Genomic DNA, 23,042 nt, shown 5'->3' with positions numbered 1-23,042 from the left:
CCCGAAGGGCGGGGCTCGCGGCGTCCGGTGCGTGCGATCGCAAGGCGCCGGGATGCTCTCGTAGCGGAGCTACGTGGGCATTTCGGCAACGCGGCTGGGGGTGCCCCCTGCTCGAAGAGCTTGGGGGAGTGCGTGCCGGGCGTCGCGAGCCAGGCCAGACTTTCCGGACGCGACCTAGAGGTGCGGCAGGATCGCGGGCATGAGGTCCTGGAACGTCCGGCCGTTGGCCGGGTTGCCCAGGGCCGTCATCTGCCAGCCCGAGCCCGCCCGGTGCACCTTCGCCATGATCTGCGCGGTGTACTGGCCGCCGCCGTCCAGGGTGTAGCGCGCGAGCTCCTGGCCGTTGGTCTCGTCGACGATCCGGCAGAAGGCGTTCTGCACCTCCTGGAAGGTCTGTCCGGTGAAGGAGTTCACCGTGAAGACGATCTGGTCGATGTGGACGGGGACGCGCTGGAGGTCGACCAGGATCGACTCGTCGTCACCGCCCGAGCCCGCGCCGCCCACCAGGTTGTCACCGGTGTGCCGGACCGAGCCGTCGTCGCTGACCAGGTGCCGGAAGAAGACCACGTCGACCGGCTGCTTGTCGGCGAAGAGCACCGCGGAGGCGTCCAGGTCGACCTCGCGCGTACGCGAACCGAACAGGCCGCGACGGGGCGCCGCCTGCCAGCCGAGCCCCATCCGTACGGACGTCAGGCTGCCGCCGCCCTGCTTCTCCAGGCTGATGGCCTGACCCTTGGTCATGTTGACCGTCACGCGCTGTCCCCTCTCTAGCGATCCCCGCCGCCGCCTCCGCTGTGCGCGCGGTTGACCAGCACCCTACGCAGGGGCACTGACACCGCAGCAGAGAGGGACCGGTTTTGTGTCGGTCTTGCAACACACATCGGGCACTCCAGACCGTCCGGGACCGACGGACGGGCCGGATGGGCCGGAAGGTGCGGGCGGGCCGGACGGGCCGGTCCGCCCGTCGTGTCAGGCGAGTCCCGCCTCCTTCATCTGGCGCAACTCCTTCTTCAGCTCCCCCACTTCGTCCCGCAGCCGGGCGGCGACCTCGAACTGCAGCTCCGCCGCGGCGGCGCGCATCCGGTCGGTCATCTCCTCGATGATCGCGGCGAGTTCGGTCGCCGGGCGGTCGCCGAGCTCGACCGTGGAGCCCGCCTTGCCTCCCTTGGTCTTGCTCCTGGGCGCGTGCGCGGCGAGCGAGGGGACGGGGGCCTTGGCGCCCTTGCCGTCCTTCCCCTGGCGGTAGCCGGTGCCGAGGAGCTGCTCGGTGTCGACCTCCTCGCGGGCGATGGTGGCCACGATGTCGTTGATCTTCTTGCGGAGCGGCTGCGGGTCGATGCCGTGGGCGGTGTTGTACGCGACCTGCTTCTCGCGGCGCCGGTTGGTCTCGTCGATGGCCTTCTCCATCGCGGGCGTGACGGTGTCCGCGTACATGTGGACCTGTCCGGAGACGTTGCGCGCCGCACGGCCGATGGTCTGGATCAGCGAGGTCCCGGAGCGCAGGAAGCCCTGCTTGTCGGCGTCGAGGATGGCGACGAGCGAGACCTCGGGCAGGTCGAGGCCCTCACGGAGCAGGTTGATGCCGACCAGGACGTCGTACTCACCGGCCCGCAGCTCGCGCAGCAGCTCGATGCGGCGCAGGGTGTCGACGTCGCTGTGCAGATAGCGGACCTGGATGCCCAGTTCCAGGAAGTAGTCGGTGAGGTCCTCTGCCATCTTCTTGGTGAGCGTGGTGACGAGGACCCGCTCGTCCTTCTCGGTGCGCAGCCGGATCTCGTGGACCAGGTCGTCGATCTGGCCCTCGGTGGGCTTGACGACGACCTCGGGGTCGACGAGGCCGGTGGGGCGGATGATCTGCTCGACGAAGCCGTCGCCGCGCGACAGCTCGTACGTGCCGGGGGTGGCCGAGAGGTAGACGGTCTGGCCGATCCGCTCCTGGAACTCCTCCCACTTCAGCGGGCGGTTGTCCAGCGCGGAGGGCAGCCGGAAGCCGTGGTCGACCAGGGTCCGCTTGCGGGAGGCGTCGCCTTCGTACATGGCGCCGATCTGCGGGACGGTGACGTGCGACTCGTCGATGACGAGGAGGAAGTCCTCGGGGAAGTAGTCGAGGAGCGTGTTCGGCGCGGAGCCGGGCTCGCGGTCGTCGAAGTGCATCGAGTAGTTCTCGATGCCGGAACAGGAGCCGATCTGGCGCATCATCTCGATGTCGTACGTGGTGCGCATGCGCAGACGCTGGGCCTCCAGCATCTTGCCCTGCTTCTCCAGCTCGGCGAGCCGGACCTCGAGCTCGCGCTCGATGCCGTTGACCGCCTTCTCCATGCGCTCGGGGCCCGCCACGTAGTGGCTGGCGGGGAAGACGTACAGCTCGTGGTCCTCGCTGATGACCTCGCCCGTGAGCGGGTGGAGCGTGGAGAGCGCCTCGATCTCGTCGCCGAACATCTCGATGCGGACGGCGAGCTCCTCGTAGACCGGGAAGATCTCGATGGTGTCGCCGCGGACCCGGAAGGTGCCCCGGGTGAACGCCAGGTCGTTGCGCGCGTACTGGATGTCGACGAAGCGGCGCAGCAGCTGGTCCCGGTCGATCTCCTCGCCGACCTTGAGCGGGACCATCCGGTCCACGTACTCCTGCGGGGTGCCGAGGCCGTAGATGCAGGAGACGGAGGCGACGACGACCACGTCCCGGCGGGTCAGCAGCGAGTTCGTCGCCGAGTGGCGGAGCCGCTCGACCTCCTCGTTGATCGAGGAGTCCTTCTCGATGTAGGTGTCCGACTGCGGGACGTACGCCTCGGGCTGGTAGTAGTCGTAGTACGAGACGAAGTACTCGACCGCGTTGTTCGGCAGGAGCTCGCGGAACTCGTTGGCCAGCTGGGCGGCCAGGGTCTTGTTCGGCGCCATCACGAGCGTGGGGCGCTGCAGCTTCTCGATCATCCACGCGGTGGTCGCGGACTTTCCGGTGCCGGTCGCGCCGAGGAGGACGACGTCCTTCTCGCCAGCGCGGATCCGCCGGTCGAGCTCGGCGATCGCCGCGGGCTGGTCGCCGCTGGGCTGGTAGGGACTGACGACCTCGAAGGGCGCCACCGTACGTTCGATCTGGGAAACGGGCCGCATGGAACCACCGTACGACCCCCCACTGACAGTCGGGCCGCCTCCGGCTCACCGGTGGCCCTGATCCTCGCTCCTCACCACTCCTGGGAACGGTGGGCGCCCCGGCCGACGCCCTTGCGGCCGCCGCGTCCGGAGGGTCGGCGGGCCGACCAGTTCGCGGGCTCTCCGTAGGCGGGGGCGCGGCGCTGGGCGGGCAGTCCGGGGCGGTGCGGGCCCTGGGCTGTGGGGCGCTGCCAGTCCGGGTCGCCCATCACGAGCAGCGGGTCGAACATGACGACCACGGCGGCCAGGAGCAGGAAGACGGCCGGGCCGATCAGCATCGGCAGGAGGAGCGAGGTGGCTGATTCGCCGGCGCTCGTGGCGGCGCCCGTGCCGTGCACATGGACGTTGACGGCCGCCATCGCTGTGTAGTGCATGCCGCTGACGGCGAACGCCATCACCAGGCTGGCGCCGAGGCTGGCGAGGAAGCCGTGGACCGAGACGGCCGCCCAGAGGGCGGTGGTGGCCGCGACGACGGCGATCACGACGGAGAGGGCCACGGTGAGGGTGTCGTAGTCGATGGTCCCCTGGAGCCGCATTCCGGCCATGCCGAGGTAGTGCATGGTCGCCACGCCGAGGCCGGTGATGGTGCCGCCTGTGACCAGGGTGAGCGGGGTGGCGCCGCGGTAGCCGACGATGAATATCCCGATGCCCACCATCAGGATGGCGACGCCCAGGCTGGCGAAGGTGATGGGCCGGTCGTAGCTGATGGGCGCCCGGTCGACGGAGAAGCCGATCATCGCGATGAAGTGCATCGTCCAGATGCCCGTACCTATCGACGTGGCGCCGAGGGCGAGCCAGCCGGCCTTGAAGGTGTCGCGGTGGCGCAGGGATCTCGTGGTGCAGCGCAGGCCCAGGGCGCTGCCGAGGCAGGCCATGAGAAAGGCGGCGACCGGTGTGACGAGGCCGTAGCTGAAACCGTCGACCGTGCCCTGCATGAGCGTCTGTCCTCCACCCCGTGGTGTCACGTCGTCCGAAATCAGTCGGTACCGCTGAGTAGTGCTACCGGGGCGAGATTATGGCGCGCCGACGGCCGTGCGACCACGAGGTCCGGGAATTGGCATCGGTGAGATCGAGACGAGACCGGGCCGTGACGAACGCGATGTCAGTGGCCGGTCGTACCGTGAGGTTCATGGACACCACGGTGGAATGGGCGGTCGTGCCGAGTGAGATCGGCCCGCTGCTGCTCGCGGCGACCGATCGCGGCCTGGTGAGCGTGGTCTTCCACGCCGACGAGGCGGTGCGGAGGACGGCGGTCGACCGGCTGGCGGGGCAGCTCGGCGCGGAGCCGGTGCGGAGCACCTCGGGCCGGCTCTCCGAGCCGATACGACAGCTCGCCGAGTACTTCTCGGGCGGACGCAAGGCCTTCGACCTGCCGCTCGACTGGACGCTGACGACGGGCTTCAACCGCCAGGTGCTGCGCGAGCTGGCGGAGGGGGTGCCGTTCGGGGCGGTCGTCGGGTACGGAGACCTGGCGAAGCGGGTCGGGCAGCCGGGCGCCGCCCAGGCCGTCGGGGCGGCGATGGGCGCCAACCCGCTGCCGGTGGTCGTGCCGTGCCACCGGGTGGTGGAGAGCGACGGCGGGATCGGCGGCTTCGGGGGCGGCCTGGAGACCAAGCGGACACTGCTGGCACTGGAGGGCGTGCTGCCGCAGCCACTCTTCTGAGGTGCGGCGGTGGGGGCGGATGGCGCGGAGGGCTGAGTGTGGCCGTGGGGGCGGCGGCTGAGGCTGGTGGGTGGGGGCGGCCGCTGAGGCCTGTCGGTGGGCCGGCGGCGCGGAGGGGGCGTTCTCATGTGCGGGGGCGGCTGGCACACTCACGTCGGTGACCAACAGCCCCGATGCCCCTGACGCCCCTGACACGCCCGGAACTGCCCCTGCCGCCCCCGGCGTGCCCAGCGCCCCCGCCAAGGCGCTTCCGGCGGAGATGTCCGACCCCGTCACGGCCGCCGCCGAGCGCATACGCTCGCTCCGGCGGCGCACGCAGGCCGTGCTGATCACCGGCCAGATACTCGGCGGACTCGGCATCGCCACCGGTATCGCCCTCGCCGCCGTCCTGGCGAAGGACGTCAGCGGTTCGGAGGCCCTGTCGGGCCTCGCCTCGACGGCCTCGGTGGCCGGTCCCGCGCTGCTCGCCATGCCGCTGGCCGCCCTCATGGGCGCGCGCGGGCGGCGGCCCGGACTCGTCCTGGCCTATCTGATCGGGGCCCTGGGCGCCGGAGTCGTCGTCCTCGGGGCCGTCGTCGAAAGCTTCCCCCTGCTCCTCGCCGGCCTCGTCGGATTCGGCGCCGCGTCCTCGGCGAACCTCGCGGCCCGGTTCGCGGCCGCCGACCTCGCCGAACCGGACCGCCGGGGCCGGGCCATCTCCACCGTCGTCTGGGCCACGACCATCGGCGCGGTCCTGGGGCCCAACATCGCCGCGCCGGCCGGCGAGAGCGTCGCCGGTCTCGGCATCCCGGCGGCGGCAGGCCCCTTCGTCTGGGCGGCCGGCGTCTTCCTCGTCGCCGCGCTCGTGGTGGCGGTGCTGCTGCGCCCCGACCCGCTCCTTACGGCCCGCGCCCTGGCGGCCCCCGAGGAGGACCAGGCGCCCGACGCCCGCTCGTTGAAGGCGGGCATGCGGGCCGTACGGGAGTCCTCCGGCGCCCGCCTCGCGCTGGTGACCGTGGCCGCCTCGCACACCGCGATGGTCTCGATCATGTCGATGACCCCGGTGGCGCTGAGCCACCACGGCGCCGGGATCCAGCTGATCGGCCTCGTGATCAGCGGCCACATCGCCGGCATGTACGCCTTCTCGCCCGTCATGGGCTGGCTCTCGGACCGACTCGGCCGACTCTCCGTCATCGGGCTCGCCGTCGGGCTCCTCTCCGTGGCCGCGTTGCTCGCCGGCACGGCGGGGTCGAGCCACGGCCAGACCGCGGCGGGCCTCTTCGTTCTCGGCCTGGGCTGGTCGGCGGGCCTGGTGTCGGGCTCGGCGCTGCTCACGGACTCCGTGCCCCAGGCCGCCCGGGCGGCGGTTCAGGGGCTTTCGGATTTCATCATGAACACCGCCGCCGGGGTCGGCGGCCTGATGGCGGGGCTGATCGTGGCCAAGGCGGGCTACGGCTGGCTGAACCTGGTGGGCGCGTGCCTGCTGCTGCCGATGGCGGCGCTGGCGGTGCGCGGAGTCCTGCGCCGAGCCTGACCGCCCCGCGACCAACGGCGCGGATATTGGATATCGGATCTTGGATATCGGATCCAAGGTCCAAGAACGTGGATCTTGGATCCGATATCCGCCCGGGCGCTCAGAGGCTGATGTGGTACGCCTTGCGCAGCGTCTCGTGGACCGTCCAGGTGGTCCGGTCCCCCTCGCGCAGCACGCACGCGTCACCCGCGCCGATCTCCAACGTGGCGCCACCCTCGACGGCGACGGTGGCGCGCCCGCTGACGACGACGAAGAGTTCGTTGGCCTCCGTGTCGGTCACCACGCCGGGGGTGATCTGCCAGATGCCGCGCACCTGCTTGCCGTCGGCGGACTCCCAGAGGACCTTGCCGGTCACCTCGGGAGTGCCGGAGACGATCTGGGCGGGGTCGAGCGGCTCGGGCTCCAGCTCCGCGTCGGGGATATGGACGGCGAAGGAGGCCTGGTCATGTGTCGTCATGGGCGGTGACTGTAGCGGGGACCCGGGGCCTTCCCACGGCCGGGACAGGCTGGAGGAATCGACTCCACTTCCCTTCTGACCAGGCGACTTCGTCGGACCGCCGCCCGGCGACGGAATCCGAAGCAGGGCCTCGGAGCAGCGTCCGAGGGGGCCGAGCTGCGCACCCGCCGGACCCGGGGGCGGGCGCTCGCCCTCCCGGCCGGTCGCGGCGGCGACCCGGCCACCGATTTCGTACACGTCATCACACGCCCCCAGTTGGCCTACCTCAGGTCGTGGCCGGTCGGCGCGGCGGCGTATAGGTGACAGATGAACATCTCGGCCCCCTCGGGGGCGGAATCGCTCATACGCGCACACCGCCGAGGGCGGTGCCCTAGCGCCGCACGGCCGAAAACCGGGGGTGGCGGGACAGGTTACGGACCGATGTCCCCGCTGGTCACGCGTGGCGCCTTTGGTGCGCCCAATGTTGGTCGGGGGGAATCCGCCGAGCCCCCTGTCCCGCTTGGCGTGCGCGCGTCAAACTCCCTCGTAACCTCCTCCCCCACCTCCGACAGGAGAGTGCGATGCCCGCGATACCCCGCACCCGACGCAGCGCCCGCCGCACCGCCCGCCGCACCGCGGTCCTGACCTCCGCCGCGCTCCTCGCGGCCTTCGCGGCCGCCCCCGGGGCCCAGGCCGCCGCCGGACCCGACGCCCCCGAGCCGCTGGCCCCCGGCGCCTCCTACAAGGCCGCGCACGACACCCTCGGCCCGCAGCGCCTCACCCCGGCCCAGCAGAGACTGAGCGCCGCCAAGGAGGCCGAGGCGGCCAGAGGCTTCGACGGCGTCCGCACCCGGGCCGCGCTCGCCGGCTACAAGGTCTCCGGCGGACTCCACCAGTCACAGAAGAACTCGTACTGGTGCGGCCCCGCCACCCTCGTGATCACCCAGTCCGCGCGCGACGAGGTCGCGGGCCGCTCTCAGCAGAACGCGGCGACCCTCCTCAAGACCAACACCAGTGGCACGGCCTGGTACGGCATCAACATCAACGTGCCGAACCCGACCGGGTATCCGATGGCCGACGCGCTGAACAACCGCCTGCCCGGCGCCGGTTACGTACCCCGGGCACTGCCGTACACACCGACCGCCACCGACAAGGCGAACTTCAAGCAGCACATCACCCACAACACCGACAACGACTACGCGATAGCGGGCAACGCCTGGGAGGTGCCGGGCGGCCCCCACCTCGTGGGCCACCCGAACATCGAGATATTCCACTGGGTCTCGATCGACGGCTACAACACGGACAACGCCGCCGGACAGGTCAACTACCTGGACCCGGTGGGCGGAGTGAGCACGAGCGTGATCTCGTGGGCCGGCTCCGTGCCCAAGTCGGCGCACATCTCCTCCGACACCATCACCACCATCATGGGCGGCCGTGGCTACGTCTGGTAGGCGTCCCGGGCCTCCGTCATCGCCCACCGGAGCCCGGGCCCTCGCCCTGCTGCTGACGGGCGTCCTGTTCGCGGGATGCTCGTCGGCGCGGTCCGGTCCCGAGCCCGTGCCGGACCGGTCCACCGGTCCGGCACCGCGGCCGAGCGCCTTGGCGGCCGCGTGCGAGGTCGAACTCCCCACCGCCTGGCGCTCCGCGCTCGACGCCGGCGAGCTGCGGCCCCCGGCCGGACAGCGGGCGGTGCTGACCGACACCGGCCCCGGGTGGACGATCGTCCAGCTCACCGGCGGCGACCGTCGCCGAGCAGCCCTGATTCGCGCGGACGGTGCGCCCCGCACCCTGCTCGACCTCGCCGACCCCGTCGAGCACCAACTGCTCGCGGCCGACTTCGACGGCCGCCGATGGGCCGTCTTCGCCGTCCTGGAAGGACGGACCCTGGACAGCCCGTGGAGCCTGTACGTGTGGGACGCCGAGACGGGCTCGTCCCGGCGGCTCGCCCGGGCCGACCGTCCGGGCCCCCTCCCCCAACCGGTCGTCCGCGACGGCACGGTCCACTGGGCGCAGGGCGTCGGCGACGGCAAGGCCGCGGTGTACGCGGCCCCGGCGGCGGGCGGCGACCCACGCGCCCTGCGCAAGGGCGTGATGGACACGCCGTTCACCGCGGGCGGGCTCCTCGTGTGGCGCGAGTCGGCGGGCTCCGGCACCCGGCTCTCCGCCACCTCCCTCGCGGACGGCCGGCCCGCCGCGCTGCCCGACCCCCTGGCCGCGCTCCGGGACATCCGCTCCGTCGTCTCCGACGGAGGGACCTGGGCCTGGGTGGAGGGCGAGTCCGCGCCCCGGCTGATGGTGTGGCGGTCGGGGGACGCGCGGGCGACCCCCGTCGTGACCACCTCCCCGGCCGTCGACGGCATGGACCAGCTTCGGATCAGCGGCCGCCTGGTCACCTGGCGCACCCCGGAGACCTCCTACGCCCTGGACCTGAGCTCGGGCTCGTACGCGCAGATCACTCCGGCGTACGGCTACGCGCAGGCCCGGGGCGGGGCGTTGGCGGTCGCGTACAGCGTGGGCGACGCCAAGACCGCCGGCTCCCGCCCGGTGATCCAGGTGGTCGACGCGGGGCGGCTCCCCGGGCTGCCGCGCTGTGGCTGAAGCACGCCACCGAGGTTTGAGTGGTGTGCGGTCGCGCCAGAAATGGGACATGTCCACACAGGTGTCCGAAGAGGTGCGGGAAGCGCTCCACGAGGGGCGGCCCGTCGTCGCGCTGGAGTCCACGATCATCGCCCACGGTCTGCCGCGCCCGCGCAATCTGACCGTGGCCCGGGAGTTGGAGGCCCTGGTACGGAGCGGGGGTGCCGTGCCCGCGACGATCGCGGTCGTCGACGGGGTGGCGCGTGTCGGGCTCGACGAGGGCGGGTTGGTCCGGATCGCCGAGGACCCGGCGGTCCGGAAGCTGGGCCACCGCGACCTCGCGCCGGCGCTCGCGACCGGGGCGACCGGGGCGACGACGGTCTCCGCGACCGCGTGGCTGGCGGACACGGCCGGCATCCGGGTCTTCGCGACCGGCGGGCTCGGCGGGGTGCACAGGGAGTGGACCGAGACGCAGGACGAGTCGGCCGACCTGCGGCTGCTCTCCCGGGTCGGGATCACGGTGGTGTGCGCGGGCGTGAAGTCGATCCTCGACGTCCCTGCGACCCTGCAGCGCCTCGAAACCCTGGGCGTGACGGTGGTCGGGTACGGGACGGAGCACTTCCCCGGGTTCTATCTGGCCTCCTCCGGGGAGCCGGTCGACTGGACGCTGCGGACGCCCGAGGAGGTGGCGGGGGTGATACGCGCGAAGGACGCGCTGGGCGAGCCGTACGCCGGGCTGATCGTCGCCAACCCGGTCCCGGAGGCGGAGCAGTTGGATCCGGCGCTGCACGACCGGGTCCTCGCGCAGGGCCTCGCGGCGGCGAAGGAGAAGGGGATCGGCGGCCAGGCCGTGACGCCGTTCCTGCTGGAGTATCTGATGGTGCACACCGACGGGGCGTCCCTGGAGGCGAACCTGGCGGCGGTGCGCGGCAATGTGCGGCTCGGGGCGCGGATCGCGTCCGCGTACGCCGGCGTCGGCGCATGAGCGGTCTTCTGGTCGTCGGTGATGCGGTCACCGACATCGTGGCCCGGCACCGGACGCCGCTCGCTCCGGCGACCGACACGGCCGCCGAGATCCGCCGACTGCCGGGCGGAGCCGGGGCCAACGCGGCCTGCTGGGCGGCGCGTTCGGGCTGTCCGTCGGTGGCCCTGCTCGGCCGGGTCGGCACGGACGAGGCCGACTGGCACGACCTGGCGCTCCGCCGCGCGGGCGTGCGGCCGATGCTCGTCCCGGACGCGGAGGTCGGTACGGCGACGGTGATATCCCTGGTCGACGCGGGCGCCGAGCGCACGTTCCTGACCGACAGCGGCGCGGCACTGCGCCTCTCCCCCGCCGACTGGTCCGACGCGTTCCTCGACGGGGCGGCGCGCCTCCATCTGTCGGGGTATCTCTTCTTCGCCGAGTCGAGCCGTGCCGCCGCGCTTCGGGCGATGAGCGGCGCACGGCAGGCGGGGATCCCGGTGAGCGTGGACCCGGCGTCCGCGGGGTTCCTGAAGCAGCTGGGCGTGGAGAGGTTCCTCGCGGCCGTGCGAGGGGTGGAGGCGCTGTTCCCGAACGCCGACGAGGCCCTGCTGCTCACGGGGTGCGCCGATCCCGCCGAGGCGGCGGAGACCCTGAGCCGTACGTTCCCGCTGGTCGCGGTCACCCTCGGCGCCGGGGGCGCGCTGGTCGCCGAGGCGGGCGCGGTCACGGGCCGCGTTCCGGCGCCGGACGTACGGCCGGTGGACTCCACGGGCGCGGGTGACGCCTTCACCGGGGCGTTCCTCGCGGCCCGGCTGGCGGGCGCGGACGCCCTGGCAGCGGCCGAGGCGGGCTGCCGGGCGGGCGCGGAGGCGGTGACGCTGGTGGGCGGGCGCCCGCCGTCGGCGCACCCCTAGGGAAGGCCCGTCCAGGCCGGGTGGCGCGGGTCGTCGGCGCGGACGACCACGTCGGCGGCATCGGACGGACCGACCTCGTTCTCGTACCGCTCGAAGGCGGGCAGCGTCCAAGGTTCCTCGGCGCGGCGCGCGAGGGCTCCGGCCGAGAGCCGCAGATGCACGGTCGCGTCGAAGGGGAACCAGTGCCCGAGGAGGAACGGACCGTGCACCACGAGGACTCCGTCCGGCGGTAGTTCCGTGTAGGGGCTGCGGGTGGCGCGGTCGGTGGCGGGGTCCCACAGGTCGGGCAGTACGCGTCCGCTGCCGCCCGCCTCCAGCGGCCCGAACACCTCGCGCCACAGCGCTCCGGTGTCGAACCAGCCGCTGTAGTACGAGTCGGGGTCCTGCTTCCCGTACTCGTAGCGGAGCGACGCGGGCCGCAGGAACCCTCCTGTGCCGACGACGAGCACCGACCGGCCGCGCAGCCGCAGCGCCTCGGCGATCCGCTCGGCGGTCTCCCCGGTCGGCGCGGCGGGCGCCCCGTCGATGCCGACCTTCAGCCAGGCACTCCCGTCCCCGGGGGTCACGCCGTCGACGTGCGCGGCCAGGGCCTCGGAGAGGCGCTCCCAGGTGATCGCTTCGAATCGCACGGGCTTGACCTTGTCATTGGCGTCAGGGTTCGAGCATCGAGTCTATGAACAGCACAGACCCGCAGAGGATCATTGTCATCACCGGAGCCGGCACCGGCATCGGCCGGGCCACCGCCCGGTCGTTCGCCGCGGGGGGCGCCACCGTGGTCGCCGTCGGCCGCGGGTCCGGCCCGCTGGCGGAGACCGCCGAGGGGTTTCCGGGGATCCGACCGCTGATCGCCGACATCACGGCCGAGGGCGCGGGCGAGGAGATCGTACGAGCGGTGCTCGACGCCCACGGGCGGCTCGACGTCCTCGTCAACAACGCGGGCATCGCCACCGGCGGGCCCCTCGGAACGCTCGACCGAACCGTCGTCGGCCCGCTCGTCGAGACCAACCTCGTCGCCCCGATCCTGCTGACCCAGGCGGCCGTGCCCGCCCTTGAGGCGACCGGGGGTGTGGTCGTCAACGGTCACCACCACGGTCGGTCAGCGCGGCTGGCCGAACAACTCCGTCTACCCGGCGACCAAGAGCGCCCTGGAGGCGCTCACCCGCTGCTGGGCCGTGGAGCTCGCCCCGCGCGGCATCCGGGTGGTCGCCGTCGCGCCCGGCGCGATCGAGACGCCGATCGCCGACCACATGGGGCTGACTCCCGAGCAGCGCGCGGCGATCCGGACGTGGCAGATCGCACACACCCCACTCGGGCGGGTCGGGCTTCCGGAGGAGGTGGCGTGGGCGATCACCCGACTCGCCTCGCCCGAGGCCGCGTTCCTGACGGGGACGGTCCTGCCCGTCGACGGGGGTGCGCTGGTCGCGTGATACGGCGACATGACGTCCACGCCTCCGTCCCCCCGCGGCCTTGAGATCGCCCGCGAGCGGCTGGCCGTCCTGGAGGCGCGGATCGCCGCGCAGACCGCGGCCCGGGACCGCCTGGCCGCCGCTCTGGCGACCGCGCACACGTGACAGGCCGGCGGCCCTAGGGAGTTTCCGGACGCGACCTAGGTGAGGCGGAGAGCGCAGTCCGGCGCTTCCGCCTCGATCGAGAGCGGTGCGCCCTGGGGCAGCAGGCAGGTCATGTAGAGCACGACGGGCTCGGTGCCGAAGTTGTGTCCGATGTGCCGGTTCCTGCGGCCCGCGGGTTCGACGAACGCCTCGCCCGCGGAGACGGTCTCGACCGAGCAGTCGTGCAGGACGCGGGTCAGCGTGCCCGACTGGACGACGGCGATGATCTGGCCGGGGTGGTGGTGCCAGCCGGTGGAATCGCCCGGGGCGAGCGTGACGGTACGGAAGACGACGTCCGTCCGGCCCTTGGGCGGCTTGATCCGGAGCGTGCCGACGGAGGTTCCCTTCGCCAGCGCGCCATGGGTGTCCCGCGTGCCCGCCCGGCGGCCCACCAGGGTCTCACCGGGCTGTGCGGCCCGGTCGGTGCAGACGTCGATCCCCATGGAGCAGCCCTCCCACTTCCCCTCGCGACCCTCGGTTCATGGCCGCCAAACAGCCATACGCTACTCGTAAGGGGGATGACCCGGACGGGGATTGACGATCAGTTCACCGACAACGGCAGCAACCGCGCCCGCAGTTCACCGGCGGGAAGGCCGTCTCCGACCACCTCGATCCGACCGTCCCGCACCGCCTCCACGAGCGTCACCGCCCCGCCCGCCAGGGCCCGGCAGGTCGCGGAGTCCGTCCGCAGCAGCACGTCGGCGGGGTCGGCCGGCGGTCCGTCCCCGTACGAGGACGGGCCGTCGCCCCCGATCCGTACATGGAAATCCCCCTCGTCCACGGTCACCTGCACCACTCCCGTCACCACGCCCTCCAGGGCCCCGATGAGCGGGATGGCGAACCAGTGGGCGCGTACCGCGTCGGTCGGCCGGGGCTCCTCCAGTTCGGGCGCGCCCCACTCCGCAAGGGCCCGCAGGACGGGGAGCAGTTCCCGCCCGCGCGGCGTGAGTTCGTACACGTACGCGGAGACAGGCGGAGGCAGGCGGCGGCGAGTGACGAGTGCGGCGCCCTCCATGTCCTTGAGCCGGCCGGCCAGCATGTCCGTGCTGACGCCGGGCAGATCGGCGTGCAGGTCCGTGTAGCGGCGCGGCCCTGCGAGGAGTTCACGGACGATCAGCAGTGTCCAGCGGTCGCCCACGACGTCGAGGGCGCGGGCGGCGGCGCAGTACTGGTCATAGCTTCGACGACGTGGCATGCGACTCAGTCTAGACAAGTTGTTGGACTTTCCAAGCTCTCACTTGGTAAAACCAAGCATCAATACGTCTGGGGAGGTCGTCGCATGGAGTTCCGGCAGTCGAGCAAGCTGAGCGAGGTCTGTTACGAGATCCGGGGCCCGGTCATCGAGCACGCCAACGCCCTGGAGGAGGCGGGCCACAGCGTCCTGCGCCTCAACACCGGAAACCCCGCGCTCTTCGGCTTCGAGGCGCCCGAGGAAATCGTCCAGGACATGATCCGGATGCTCCCGAAGGCCCATGGCTACACGGACTCCCGTGGCATCCTCTCCGCCCGGCGCGCGGTCGCCCAGCGCTACCAGGCGATGGGCCTGCCGGAGGTCGACGTCGACGACGTCTTCCTCGGCAACGGCGTCTCCGAACTGGTCTCCATGGCCGTCCAGGCGCTCCTGGAGGACGGCGACGAGGTACTGATCCCCGCCCCGGACTTCCCTCTGTGGACGGCGGTGACCACCCTCGCGGGCGGCAAGGCCGTGCACTATCTCTGCGACGAGTCGGCCGACTGGTACCCGGATCTCGACGACATGGCCGCGAAGATCACCGACCGCACCCGGGCCGTCGTGATCATCAACCCCAACAACCCCACGGGCGCGGTGTATCCGCGCGAGATCGTCGAGGGCATCCTCGACCTCGCCCGCCGCCACGGCCTGATGGTCTTCGCCGACGAGATCTACGACCAGATCGTCTACGACGAGGCCGTCCACCACCCGGCCGCCTCCCTCGCCCCTGACCTCGTCGTCCTCACCTTCGGCGGGCTCTCCAAGACGTACCGCGTGGCCGGCTTCCGCTCCGGCTGGCTGGTCGTCAGCGGCCCGCAGCAGCACGCGAAGAGCTATCTGGAGGGCCTGACCATGCTGGCCTCCATGCGCCTGTGCCCGAACGCCCCCGCCCAGTACGCCATTCAGGCCGCGCTCGGCGGCCGGCAGTCGATCCACGAGCTCACCGCCCCCGGCGGCAGGCTCCACGAGCAGCGCGACAAGGCGTGGGAGAAGCTCAACGAGATCCCCGGCGTCTCCTGCGTGAAGCCGAAGGGCGCGCTCTACGCCTTCCCGCGCCTCGACCCGAAGGTGCACAGGATCCACGACGACGAGAAGTTCGTCCTCGACCTGCTGCTGCGCGAGAAGATCCAGGTCGTGCAGGGCACCGGCTTCAACTGGCCCCGCCCGGACCACTTCCGCATCCTGACCCTGCCGTACGCCGACGACCTCGACGCGGCGATCAGCCGCATCGGCCGCTTCCTCAGCGGCTACCGCCAGTAGGCGGGCGGCGGTCGACAGGCGGCGAGCAACAGGCGGCAGGGTGCGGGCGACAACAAGCGGGCGGGAGGCGGAAAAGGAGCGGGTCCGAGGGCGTAGCCTGCCCCCGGACCCTGTCGATGCCACTCACATCACACGCCGGCACACTTGAGAGCCCGGGTCAGTCGTCATTGCGTCGCGTCCTGCCGTTGGACCACCGCCGATCGAGCTCGGCGGACCAGATTCGAACTGGCATTTCGACGCACCAGGGCCCGGGCCCGGTCGATCCGGCGATGAGCGGCGCATACTGAATCTGGAGCAATAGTCTGAGTTTGAACGCGACCCCTCACAGAAGGGCCGCGCATTCACGACAAGGCTCAGCTTCAGCTTTGCGCTCCTCGCGCACCCCGACCGTGTTCTGTGGCCGGGGAGTTCATGGGTCTTCCCGCTACCCGAAGAGGTAGCCGAAGACGGCGTCGCCGACCCGCTGGTCGGTGACCTCGGCGCCGTTCGCCTCCTCGCGGGCGTACTTCACCGCCTGCTGCAGCTTCTCCACCCGCTCCAGGAGCTCGTTCACCCGCCGGGCCGGCAGGGCGCCGGAGAACTTCACGGTGGTCCAGTATCCGACCGGCACGTCCTCGTAGTACACCTCGACCTGCGCCGGGTGCTTGTCCGTCGCCTCCGCCTTGACGTGGTTGCGCGGCACCTTCTTCGTCCGGACCGTACGGACGACATCGGTCTTCCACGCGTCGGTCGACGGGTCCTGCGTCCACGACTCGGCCGCGTCGAGGACGGGCAGCTTGCGGACGAAGGTGTGAATGTCCGTCAGCTGCTTCTCCAGGAACAGGAGATACGCGACGGGCACCTGGTCCACGAGGACGCGGCCGTCGACGGTGACGTCGGCGCGCGCCTCGCAGTTGGCCCAGTCCTTGGTGGCGGTCACATCGAAGAGCCGCGTCAACGCCCGCGCGGTGTCGCGCAGTACGTCCTCGGCCTTCACCTGCACCAGCGTGGACTCGGGCGGAAGCTGCTCGCCCTCCTCGTCCTTCGGCTGGTAGGTACGGGAGATCCCGGCGAGCAACGCGGGCTTCTGGAGCCCATGGTGTGCCGCCGTCAGGTCCTGCTGCGCCCTGGACTTGACGCCCTTCTCCACTGCGATGATCTGATTGAGTTTCGTTGCCACACGACAGACCCTAGAGGGGGATGTGGCGATGAATCGAACGATTATTGCCTCCCCACTGTCGACCCCCATGTGCGTCGACCCACTCGTCGACACCACCGAGCGCGCCGAGGAGCAACCGGTCATGGATACGGCCCTGATAGCCGTGGCGGGAACCCTGCTGGGTGTGATCGCCACCCACTGGTTCCAGAACCGCGCCGACGAGCGCACGGCCTCGCTCGCCCGTGACGAGCAGCTGCGCCAGGAACGGATCTCCGCGTACAGCTCGTTCGCGGGCGCGGTCGTCGACTACCGGCGCAGCCAGAACGACCGCTGGTTCCGTGCCGCGCAGGACCCCGACTCGGAGCAGGCGGAGGAGTCGCGCCACGCCTCGTACCACCAGCGCACCGCCACCCGTCAGGCGCTCTTCCGCGTCCAGCTGATCTGCGACGATCCCGACACCCGCGCGTTCGCCGAGTCCGCCTTCGAGGCGACCAACTGCATGCACGAGGCGCCCGACGAGGAGGACCGCGCGCGGCGCTCCCGGGAGGCGAAGGAGGCCGTCGACCGGTTCATCGCGGCGGCCGCGCCCGGAGTGCGCTGAGGAGGCCGCCGTGGACCTGGTCGCACCCGTCGTCGTCGAACCGCTCAAGCGCCGCCGCTGTTCGGAGTGTTCCCAGGGGCCTCTGGAGCGGATGATCGTCGAGTTCAACGCACCGGTCTGCCTGGACTGCGCCGACCTGGGCCATCTGGTGTTCCTGCGCCGAGGGAACACCGCCCTCACCCGCCGGGCGCGGGAGGGCAGCGCGCTGTGGGCGGTGGTCGTACGGCACAACCGGCGCCGGACCCGGTACGAACGTCAGGGCCTCCTCGTCGAGGAGGCCGCGCTCGCCCGGGCCGAGGCGGCCTGCCTCGCGGACGCGGAGGCGCGGGAGCGGCGGCGGGTACGGGACGCGGCGCGCCGCGCGGAGCGGGACGCGGAGGTCACGGCGGCCCTGGAGGCCGAGATCCTGCGGCTGTTCCCGCGCTGTCCCGTGGACCGGGCCGCGGAGATCGCGGCCCACGCCTCCCGGAAGGGCAGCGGCCGGGTGGGGCGTACGGCGGCGGGGCGGGCGCTCGACCGGGGAGCGGTCACGGCCGCGGTGCGGGCCGCCGTACGGCATGTCGACACCGAGTACGACACGCTGCTCATGCGCGGGGTTCCCCGGCACCAGGCCCGGACGAGCGTCGCACCCACCATCGAGGCGGTGCTCCGGACCTGGCGCCCTGGATGAGGGCGGGGGAAGGACCCGCGCCGGGGGCGTCAGACCTGCGCGCCCGTGCCACGCGAACGGCGGTAGAGGAGCGCGCCACCGAGCAGCATCGCCGCGGCGGCCGGGGCGGCGTAGCCGACCATGTCCGAGCCGGTGCTGGCGAGCTCGACCGAGTCGCCCTGCGGGCCGGGCGCCGGAGCGGGGGCCGGGACCTCCGCCTCGTCGTCGACGGGGGCGGGCAGCGTCTTCGGCGGCACCGGCGGCTTCGGCTCCTCGCCGGGCCCCTCGGGCTCGGAGGGGCCGTTGACGGCGGTGTTGCCGATGGCCGGGTTGCCGATGCCGACGACGTTGACCGAGTTGCCGCTCACGTTGACCGGGAGGTCGATCGGCAGCTGGAGGCCGTTGCCGGAGAGCACACCGGGCGAGCCCTTCGCGATCCCCTCGGCGCTGGCGCCACCGCCGTTGGAGGAGCCGCCTTCGTGCGCGCCCCCGCCACTGTGGGAGCCGCCGCCCTCGTGCCCGATGCTGCGCGGGGTGCCGGGCTGGTCCTTGTGGTGCCGGCCGCCGCCTTCGGCGTCCGAGCCGTACCCGTCGGACGGGCTCGTGTTGGCACAGCGGTTGCCCACGGCCGGGTTGAGCAGTCCGACGACGTTGACGGTGTTCCCACAGACATTGACCGGGGCGTGCACCGGCAACTGGATCGCGTTGCCGGAGCCGACGCCCGGCGAACCGACGGCGGCGCCCTGTGCACCGGAGTCGGCGTGCGCGGCGCCCGCCGAGAGCGCGAGCGCGCCACCCGTGACCATCAGTGTGGCCAGACCACTTCGGCGAATCTGCCTCATGGCTTCCTGCCTTCCGGAGGTGTTCACGGGCATTCGCCCGTACCGCAATTAACGCGATCCTGGCGAGGCCGGATCAGGCCGTTGGCGGGTTTCACTCCATCGAGTGGGAATGACCTCGAACGGACGGGGTAAACGCTGCCGTTCGAACGACAAGCGACACGGCAAGGGATGCCCGCCACGCGGCAGGAGGTCGGCGACCGCGGTCAACTGCCGGCGGGGGGTGGTCAGCGGTCATCGGTCCGCCGTCAACTGCCAGCGGTCAGCGGTCAGCGGTCAGCGGTCAGCGGTCAGCGGCCCAGGAGATCCGTGAGTGCGCCGACGGGGTCGGCGTCGGGGCTACCGCGCGGCCACCAGTCCTCGCGGTCGGCGTCGGACTCGTAGCCGTACCAGAGTCCGTCGCGGCCCAAGCGGAGTTGGAGGGACCGGGTCGACAGGTGGTTGCGCCAGGGGCGGAAGGCCGGGAAGTCGGCGGCGAGCAGGGCGGGGCGAGCCCGGTCGAAGGGGCCGGCCGGCGGGTCCCAGGGCTCTTCGAGGACGGTGAGTCCGGCGATTCCGCCCTGCCGCCAGGCGGCGACGGCGCGGGCCAGGTCGGTGGGGGTGCGGTCGAGGGCGTGCGCCAGGTCGCGGTAGAGCGCGCGGGTGGAGGCCGTGAGCCCGGAGCCGGGGTGGGCGGCGGCCAGCCGGACGGCGTCCTGCCAGGGGGTGAGTGCGGCGACGGGGTCGTGGCCTGTGGTCAGAAAGGCGTGGGCGCGGGCGGCGGCCTCGGTGGCGAGCAGGTCCAGGGCGAGAGGGTCGGGGGCGTGGGGGTCCGGCGGGTACGCGGGCGGCCGGCCGGGCTGGGCGGGCGCGGGGAGCGGCGGCGGCAGCGCGGGCAGGGCGTGGCCCGTCTGCGGGGCGAGGGCGGTGCGGGCCGGGACGGTCGCCATGGGCGGTGCGCTCGCGCTCGTCTCGGCCGCCGAGCGGGCCGCGTTGCGGTGGGTGAGGGCGGCCAGGATCTCCTGCTCGCCACGGCCCCGCATCAGGAAGAGGACGAAGGGGTCCTCGTCGAGGAGCCGTGCCGACTGGTAGCAGAGGGCGGCGGCGTGCTTGCAGGGGAAGCCGTCGTCCGGGCAGGAGCAGTCGGGGACGAGGTCGCCGGGGGCGGGCAGCAGACCGGTGACGGCCTCCAGGGCGTGCGGGACGTCCTTGTCGAGGAGCGCGGCGATGTGGTCGGGGCGGGCGGCGACCTCGTTCAGGAACCGCTCCCAGCCGTCGTCGCCGAGCGTCCGCAGGCGGATCTCGGTGCGGTACGGGCGGGGGCGGCTGCCGTGGACGTACGCGATGACGCGGCCCGGGGTGACCGTGATCGCGTCGACGTGGCCGCGCCCCGCGTACGCCTTGCCCCGGGCCAGCCGCGCCGGGTCGAGGGCGGTGTCCTCCAGGGCCTCCACCCAGGCGTTGCCCCACCAGGTGGCGGCGAACCGTCCGTCCGGTGCCTCGCGCGGGGCGAGGGCGGGGAACGTGCGGCGCAGGTCGTCGTGGCGGGGGCCGGCGAACCTACCGCCCCCGGGGCGGTAGGCGGCGGAGCGCGGCGAGGAGCCGGAGCGGCGGTTCACGACGGCCTCCTCAGGGACACCAGGTCGGCCAGCTCGCGGTCGGTGAGTTCGGTCAGGGCGGCCTCTCCGGAGCCGAGGACGGCGTCGGCCAGGGCGCGCTTGGCGCGCAGCATCTCGGCGATGGTGTCCTCCACCGTGCCCTCGGCGATCAGCCGGTGGACCTGGACGGGCTGGGTCTGGCCGATGCGGTAGGCCCGGTCGGTTGCCTGCTCCTCGACGGCCGGGTTCCACCAGCGGTCGAAGTGAACGACGTGCCCGGCTCGGGTGAGGTTGAGGCCGGTGCCCGCCGCCTTCAGCGACAGCAGGAAGACAGGGACGTCGCCGGACTGGAAGCGGTCGACCATGCGCTCGCGCTCGGCCACGGGCGTTCCGCCGTGGAGCAGTTGGGCCGGGATCGCGCGGGCGGCCAGGTGGTCGGCGAGCAGCCGGGCCATGGAGACGTACTGGGTGAAGACGAGCACGGAGCCGCCCTCGGCCAGGATCGTGTCCAGGAGCTCGTCGAGCAGGGCGAGTTTTCCTGAGCGGCCGGCGAGCCTGGCCGTGCCGCCGCCCTTGGCCGTCTGCTCCTTGAGGTACTGCGCGGGGTGGTTGCAGATCTGCTTGAGCGAGGTGAGCAGCTTCATGATGAGTCCGCGGCGGGCGATGCCCTCGGCACCCTCGATCTGCGCCATGGTCTCCCGGACCACCGCCTCGTAGAGCGAGGCCTGCTCGCGGGTGAGGGCCACGGGGTGGTCGGACTCGGTCTTCGGGGGCAGTTCGGGGACGATGCCGGGGTCGGACTTGCGGCGGCGCAGCAGGAAGGGCCTGACCAGGCGGGCGAGGCGCTCGACGGCCTCCTTGTGCTCGATCTCCTCGTTGTTCTCGACGGCGCGCGCGTGGCGGGAGCGGAAGGCCTTGAGGGGGCCGAGGAGGCCGGGGGTGGTCCAGTCGAGCAGGGCCCACAGCTCGGAGAGGTTGTTCTCCACGGGGGTGCCGGTGAGGGCGACGCGCGCCGCCGTGGGGATCGTGCGCAGCGCCTTGGCGGTGGCGGAGAAGGGGTTCTTGACGTGCTGCGCCTCGTCGGCGACGACCATCCCCCACTCCTGTTCGGCCAGCTGGGGGGCGCTGGTGCGGAGCGTGCCGTAGGTGGTGAGGACGAAGCCGGCAGGGCCGGAGTCGGGGGCGAGTCCGTCGAGGGAGCGGTCGGCGCCGTGGAAGCGGCGCACGGGGACGCCGGGAGCGAAGCGCTGGATCTCCCGCTGCCAGTTGCCCAGCAGGGAGGCGGGGCAGACGACGAGGGTGGGGGCGCGGCGGGCGCGGCGCAGGTGGAGGGCGATGAGGGTGACGGTCTTGCCGAGTCCCATGTCGTCGGCGAGGCAGCCGCCGAGTCCGAGCGAGGTCATCAGGTCGAGCCAGGCCAGTCCGCGCAGTTGGTAGTCGCGCAGGGTGGCGTCGAGTCCCGCGGGGGCCTCGACCTCCTCGGGGCCTGCGACGAGCCGGTCCCGGAGCGTCGCGAGGGCGCCGACGGGCACGGCGCGGACGGTCTCGCCGTCCACCTCTGCCGTACCGCTGAGGGCGACCGCGAGGGCGTCGACGGGCTCCAGCAGGCCGAGTTCGCGCTTGCGGGCCTTGCGGACCAGGTCGGGGTCGACGACCACCCACTGGTCCCGCAGTCGCACGATGGGCCGGTGGGACTCGGCGAGCGCGTCCATCTCCCGCTCGGTGAGCGGGTCGCCGTCCAGGGCCACCTGCCAGTTGAAGCGGAGCAGTTCCTCGCTGTCGAAGAACGCGGTGCCGTCGGTGGCGGAGCCCGGGGCGGCGAGGGGCGGCCGGACGACGGCGGAGGCGCTGAGCGAGCGGGCCAGTTCGCGCGGCCAGTGGACGGCCACTCCGGCGTCGGCGAGACGGGCGGCTGCGGGGCCGAGCAGCTCGTACAGCTCGTCCTCGGTGAGGGCGAGGACATCGGGGACGTCGCGCTCCAGGAGCCTGCCCAGGGGTGGCCAGACGCGGGCCGCGCGGCGCAGCGCGAGGACGGCGTCGATCCGGGCGCGCGGCCCGAAGAGCTCCTCGCCGTCGCCCGCCCAGAGGGCGGCGGCGTCGATGACGAGGGTGGGGTCGGCGAGGCTGTGGATCTGGAGGAGGGCCGCCGCGGCCTGCCGCTCGTCGCCGCCCTCCTCGGCGATGTCGAAGAGTTCGTACCCGGCGAGGTCGAGGCGGAGCGAGACCCGGACCCCGGCGTCCATGCCGGCCGCGGCCTCGGCCGCCCAGGCACGCGCGCGGGGGAGGTGCTGGGGGGCGCGCGCGGCGAACGGCGCACCGGCCGCGTGGGCGGCGGCGGGCGTACGGGGCAGGGTGTCGGCGACCGCGTCCAGGAAGGCCCGCACCAGCGCCTCCGGCTCGGGCAGCTGGAGTGGGCTGCGGCCGGGCACGGGCACCGCGTGGGCTTCGTGGGGCATGGCGGCGGCGACGGCCCGCAGATGCGCGATGTCGTCGGCGTCCAGCGGCCCCGCCCGCCAGGCGTCGAGGTCGTCGGCGGTGAGGCCCGGCAGGAGTCGGCCCCTCGCGGCGAGGTGCAGGGCGTGCAGGGCGGCGGCGCCCCAGCAGGCGGTCGCGGGGTGGGCGCCCGGCCGGTGACGGGCGGCCACCAGATCCGGGAGCGCCTCGGCGACGCCGAGGACGACGGCGGGGACCGTCCGGCTGCGGACTCCGGCCCCGTGCCGCCGTACGACGGTGAGCTCGGTCGGCTCCGCGCCCCCGCCGACGGGAAGCTCGCCGCCGTCCGGGGCCCAGAAGGCGACGCGTCCCTCCCGGGGCAGCGCGGCGGGGAGGAAGACGGCGGCGCAGGTCTGCCGACTGTGCTGGGTCACTGTCCTGCTCACCTCCCGTTCCGCGACGGATTCCGACTGGATCTCCGACCTTACGG

20 protein-coding genes and 2 pseudogenes are annotated in these 23,042 nt (G+C 72.7%); 11 read left to right on the top strand and 11 right to left on the bottom strand.

Annotation, left to right across the window (positions count from 1 at the left end):
• Window positions 1-174 precede the first annotated feature (174 nt).
• The 3 genes from ACGFYP_RS25595 to ACGFYP_RS25585 all read right to left on the bottom strand — a co-directional run bounded on the left by ACGFYP_RS25595 (window position 175) and on the right by ACGFYP_RS25585 (window position 4,082).
• On the bottom strand, window positions 175-753 hold the full coding sequence (locus tag ACGFYP_RS25595; protein ID WP_361958413.1) for a TerD family protein: 579 nt from the start codon (window positions 751-753) through the stop codon (window positions 175-177).
• A 216-nt stretch (window positions 754-969) separates the two neighbouring features.
• Window positions 970-3,108, bottom strand: coding sequence for an excinuclease ABC subunit UvrB (uvrB, locus tag ACGFYP_RS25590; RefSeq protein ID WP_393497856.1), 2,139 nt, complete (start codon window positions 3,106-3,108; stop codon window positions 970-972).
• 71 nt (window positions 3,109-3,179) lie between these two features.
• On the bottom strand, window positions 3,180-4,082 hold the full coding sequence (locus ACGFYP_RS25585) for an MHYT domain-containing protein (RefSeq protein ID WP_393497853.1): 903 nt from the start codon (window positions 4,080-4,082) through the stop codon (window positions 3,180-3,182).
• 194 nt (window positions 4,083-4,276) lie between these two features.
• Between ACGFYP_RS25585 and ACGFYP_RS25580 the strand changes: the two genes are divergently transcribed.
• Complete coding sequence (locus ACGFYP_RS25580) at window positions 4,277-4,810, top strand: methylated-DNA--[protein]-cysteine S-methyltransferase (RefSeq protein WP_393497850.1); 534 nt, start codon at window positions 4,277-4,279, stop codon at window positions 4,808-4,810.
• A 259-nt stretch (window positions 4,811-5,069) separates the two neighbouring features.
• On the top strand, window positions 5,070-6,323 hold the full coding sequence (locus ACGFYP_RS25575) for an MFS transporter (RefSeq protein ID WP_393497894.1): 1,254 nt from the start codon (window positions 5,070-5,072) through the stop codon (window positions 6,321-6,323).
• 100 nt (window positions 6,324-6,423) lie between these two features.
• On the opposite strand, the gene ACGFYP_RS25570 is transcribed toward ACGFYP_RS25575, so the two are convergent.
• The gene (locus ACGFYP_RS25570; protein ID WP_393497847.1) at window positions 6,424-6,780 is read right to left on the bottom strand and encodes a cupin domain-containing protein; all 357 of its coding nucleotides are present in this window, start codon (window positions 6,778-6,780) and stop codon (window positions 6,424-6,426) included.
• A gap of 560 nt (window positions 6,781-7,340) precedes the next feature.
• Here ACGFYP_RS25570 and ACGFYP_RS25565 point away from each other — a divergent pair.
• The 4 genes from ACGFYP_RS25565 to ACGFYP_RS25550 are packed head-to-tail and all read left to right on the top strand — an operon-like array spanning window position 7,341 to window position 11,214.
• Window positions 7,341-8,210 carry a hypothetical protein gene (locus tag ACGFYP_RS25565; RefSeq protein WP_393497844.1) on the top strand — a complete coding sequence of 290 codons (870 nt, stop codon included), beginning with the start codon at window positions 7,341-7,343 and terminating at the stop codon, window positions 8,208-8,210.
• Window positions 8,194-9,357 (top strand): hypothetical protein, encoded by a 1,164-nt coding sequence (locus ACGFYP_RS25560; protein WP_393497841.1) that lies wholly within the window; start codon window positions 8,194-8,196, stop codon window positions 9,355-9,357. Before ACGFYP_RS25565 ends, ACGFYP_RS25560 begins: the two co-directional genes overlap by 17 nt.
• A 49-nt stretch (window positions 9,358-9,406) precedes the next feature.
• Window positions 9,407-10,321 carry a pseudouridine-5'-phosphate glycosidase gene (locus tag ACGFYP_RS25555; protein ID WP_393497839.1) on the top strand — a complete coding sequence of 305 codons (915 nt, stop codon included), beginning with the start codon at window positions 9,407-9,409 and terminating at the stop codon, window positions 10,319-10,321.
• On the top strand, window positions 10,318-11,214 hold the full coding sequence (locus tag ACGFYP_RS25550; RefSeq protein WP_393497836.1) for a carbohydrate kinase family protein: 897 nt from the start codon (window positions 10,318-10,320) through the stop codon (window positions 11,212-11,214). Before ACGFYP_RS25555 ends, ACGFYP_RS25550 begins: the two co-directional genes overlap by 4 nt.
• On the opposite strand, the gene ACGFYP_RS25545 is transcribed toward ACGFYP_RS25550, so the two are convergent.
• Window positions 11,211-11,843 carry a uridine kinase gene (locus tag ACGFYP_RS25545; protein WP_393497833.1) on the bottom strand — a complete coding sequence of 211 codons (633 nt, stop codon included), beginning with the start codon at window positions 11,841-11,843 and terminating at the stop codon, window positions 11,211-11,213. The two genes, ACGFYP_RS25550 and ACGFYP_RS25545, sit on opposite strands and share 4 nt — an antisense overlap.
• Window positions 11,844-11,887: 44 nt before the next feature.
• Between ACGFYP_RS25545 and ACGFYP_RS25540 the strand changes: the two are divergent.
• A pseudogene (locus ACGFYP_RS25540) lies at window positions 11,888-12,641 on the top strand (SDR family NAD(P)-dependent oxidoreductase).
• A gap of 3 nt (window positions 12,642-12,644) precedes the next feature.
• Window positions 12,645-12,785 (top strand): annotated as a pseudogene (locus tag ACGFYP_RS25535) (MerR family transcriptional regulator); the annotation flags it as partial.
• A 35-nt stretch (window positions 12,786-12,820) separates the two neighbouring features.
• On the opposite strand, the gene ACGFYP_RS25530 reads toward ACGFYP_RS25535, so the two are convergent.
• Complete coding sequence (locus tag ACGFYP_RS25530; RefSeq protein ID WP_393497830.1) at window positions 12,821-13,267, bottom strand: cupin domain-containing protein; 447 nt, start codon at window positions 13,265-13,267, stop codon at window positions 12,821-12,823.
• Window positions 13,268-13,365: 98 nt separating this feature from the next.
• Window positions 13,366-14,019, bottom strand: a complete 654-nt coding sequence (locus ACGFYP_RS25525) for a winged helix-turn-helix transcriptional regulator (RefSeq protein ID WP_393497827.1) — start codon at window positions 14,017-14,019, stop codon at window positions 13,366-13,368.
• Window positions 14,020-14,103: 84 nt separating this feature from the next.
• Here ACGFYP_RS25525 and ACGFYP_RS25520 point away from each other — a divergent pair, with 84 nt between their 5' ends.
• Complete coding sequence (locus ACGFYP_RS25520) at window positions 14,104-15,315, top strand: pyridoxal phosphate-dependent aminotransferase (protein WP_393497824.1); 1,212 nt, start codon at window positions 14,104-14,106, stop codon at window positions 15,313-15,315.
• A 424-nt stretch (window positions 15,316-15,739) separates the two neighbouring features.
• Here ACGFYP_RS25520 and ACGFYP_RS25515 read toward each other — a convergent pair whose 3' ends face one another.
• On the bottom strand, window positions 15,740-16,474 hold the full coding sequence (locus ACGFYP_RS25515) for a hypothetical protein (protein WP_393497821.1): 735 nt from the start codon (window positions 16,472-16,474) through the stop codon (window positions 15,740-15,742).
• A gap of 67 nt (window positions 16,475-16,541) precedes the next feature.
• On the opposite strand from ACGFYP_RS25515, the gene ACGFYP_RS25510 reads away from it, so the two are divergent.
• Together ACGFYP_RS25510 and ACGFYP_RS25505 are read left to right on the top strand one after the other, a co-directional pair.
• Window positions 16,542-17,054, top strand: a complete 513-nt coding sequence (locus ACGFYP_RS25510; RefSeq protein ID WP_393497818.1) for a hypothetical protein — start codon at window positions 16,542-16,544, stop codon at window positions 17,052-17,054.
• Window positions 17,055-17,064: 10 nt separating this feature from the next.
• Window positions 17,065-17,724 (top strand): DUF2293 domain-containing protein, encoded by a 660-nt coding sequence (locus tag ACGFYP_RS25505; RefSeq protein ID WP_393497815.1) that lies wholly within the window; start codon window positions 17,065-17,067, stop codon window positions 17,722-17,724.
• A 29-nt stretch (window positions 17,725-17,753) separates the two neighbouring features.
• On the opposite strand, the gene ACGFYP_RS25500 is transcribed toward ACGFYP_RS25505, so the two are convergent.
• The 3 genes from ACGFYP_RS25500 to ACGFYP_RS25490 all read right to left on the bottom strand — a co-directional run bounded on the left by ACGFYP_RS25500 (window position 17,754) and on the right by ACGFYP_RS25490 (window position 22,986).
• Window positions 17,754-18,545: a chaplin gene (locus ACGFYP_RS25500; RefSeq protein ID WP_393497812.1), complete on the bottom strand. Its 792-nt coding sequence runs from the start codon at window positions 18,543-18,545 to the stop codon at window positions 17,754-17,756.
• Between the two features lie 287 nt (window positions 18,546-18,832).
• On the bottom strand, window positions 18,833-20,140 hold the full coding sequence (locus ACGFYP_RS25495) for an SWIM zinc finger family protein (RefSeq protein ID WP_393497809.1): 1,308 nt from the start codon (window positions 20,138-20,140) through the stop codon (window positions 18,833-18,835).
• Window positions 20,137-22,986 carry a DEAD/DEAH box helicase gene (locus ACGFYP_RS25490; RefSeq protein WP_393497806.1) on the bottom strand — a complete coding sequence of 950 codons (2,850 nt, stop codon included), beginning with the start codon at window positions 22,984-22,986 and terminating at the stop codon, window positions 20,137-20,139. Before ACGFYP_RS25490 ends, ACGFYP_RS25495 begins: the two co-directional genes overlap by 4 nt.
• Window positions 22,987-23,042 lie beyond the last annotated feature (56 nt).

Origin of the sequence: Streptomyces sp. NPDC048370, assembly GCF_043200825.1 — a bacterium.
GTDB lineage: Bacteria > Actinomycetota > Actinomycetes > Streptomycetales > Streptomycetaceae > Streptomyces.
Note: the sequence above shows the minus strand (reverse complement) of the source record. Positions and strands in the feature narration are given on the sequence as shown.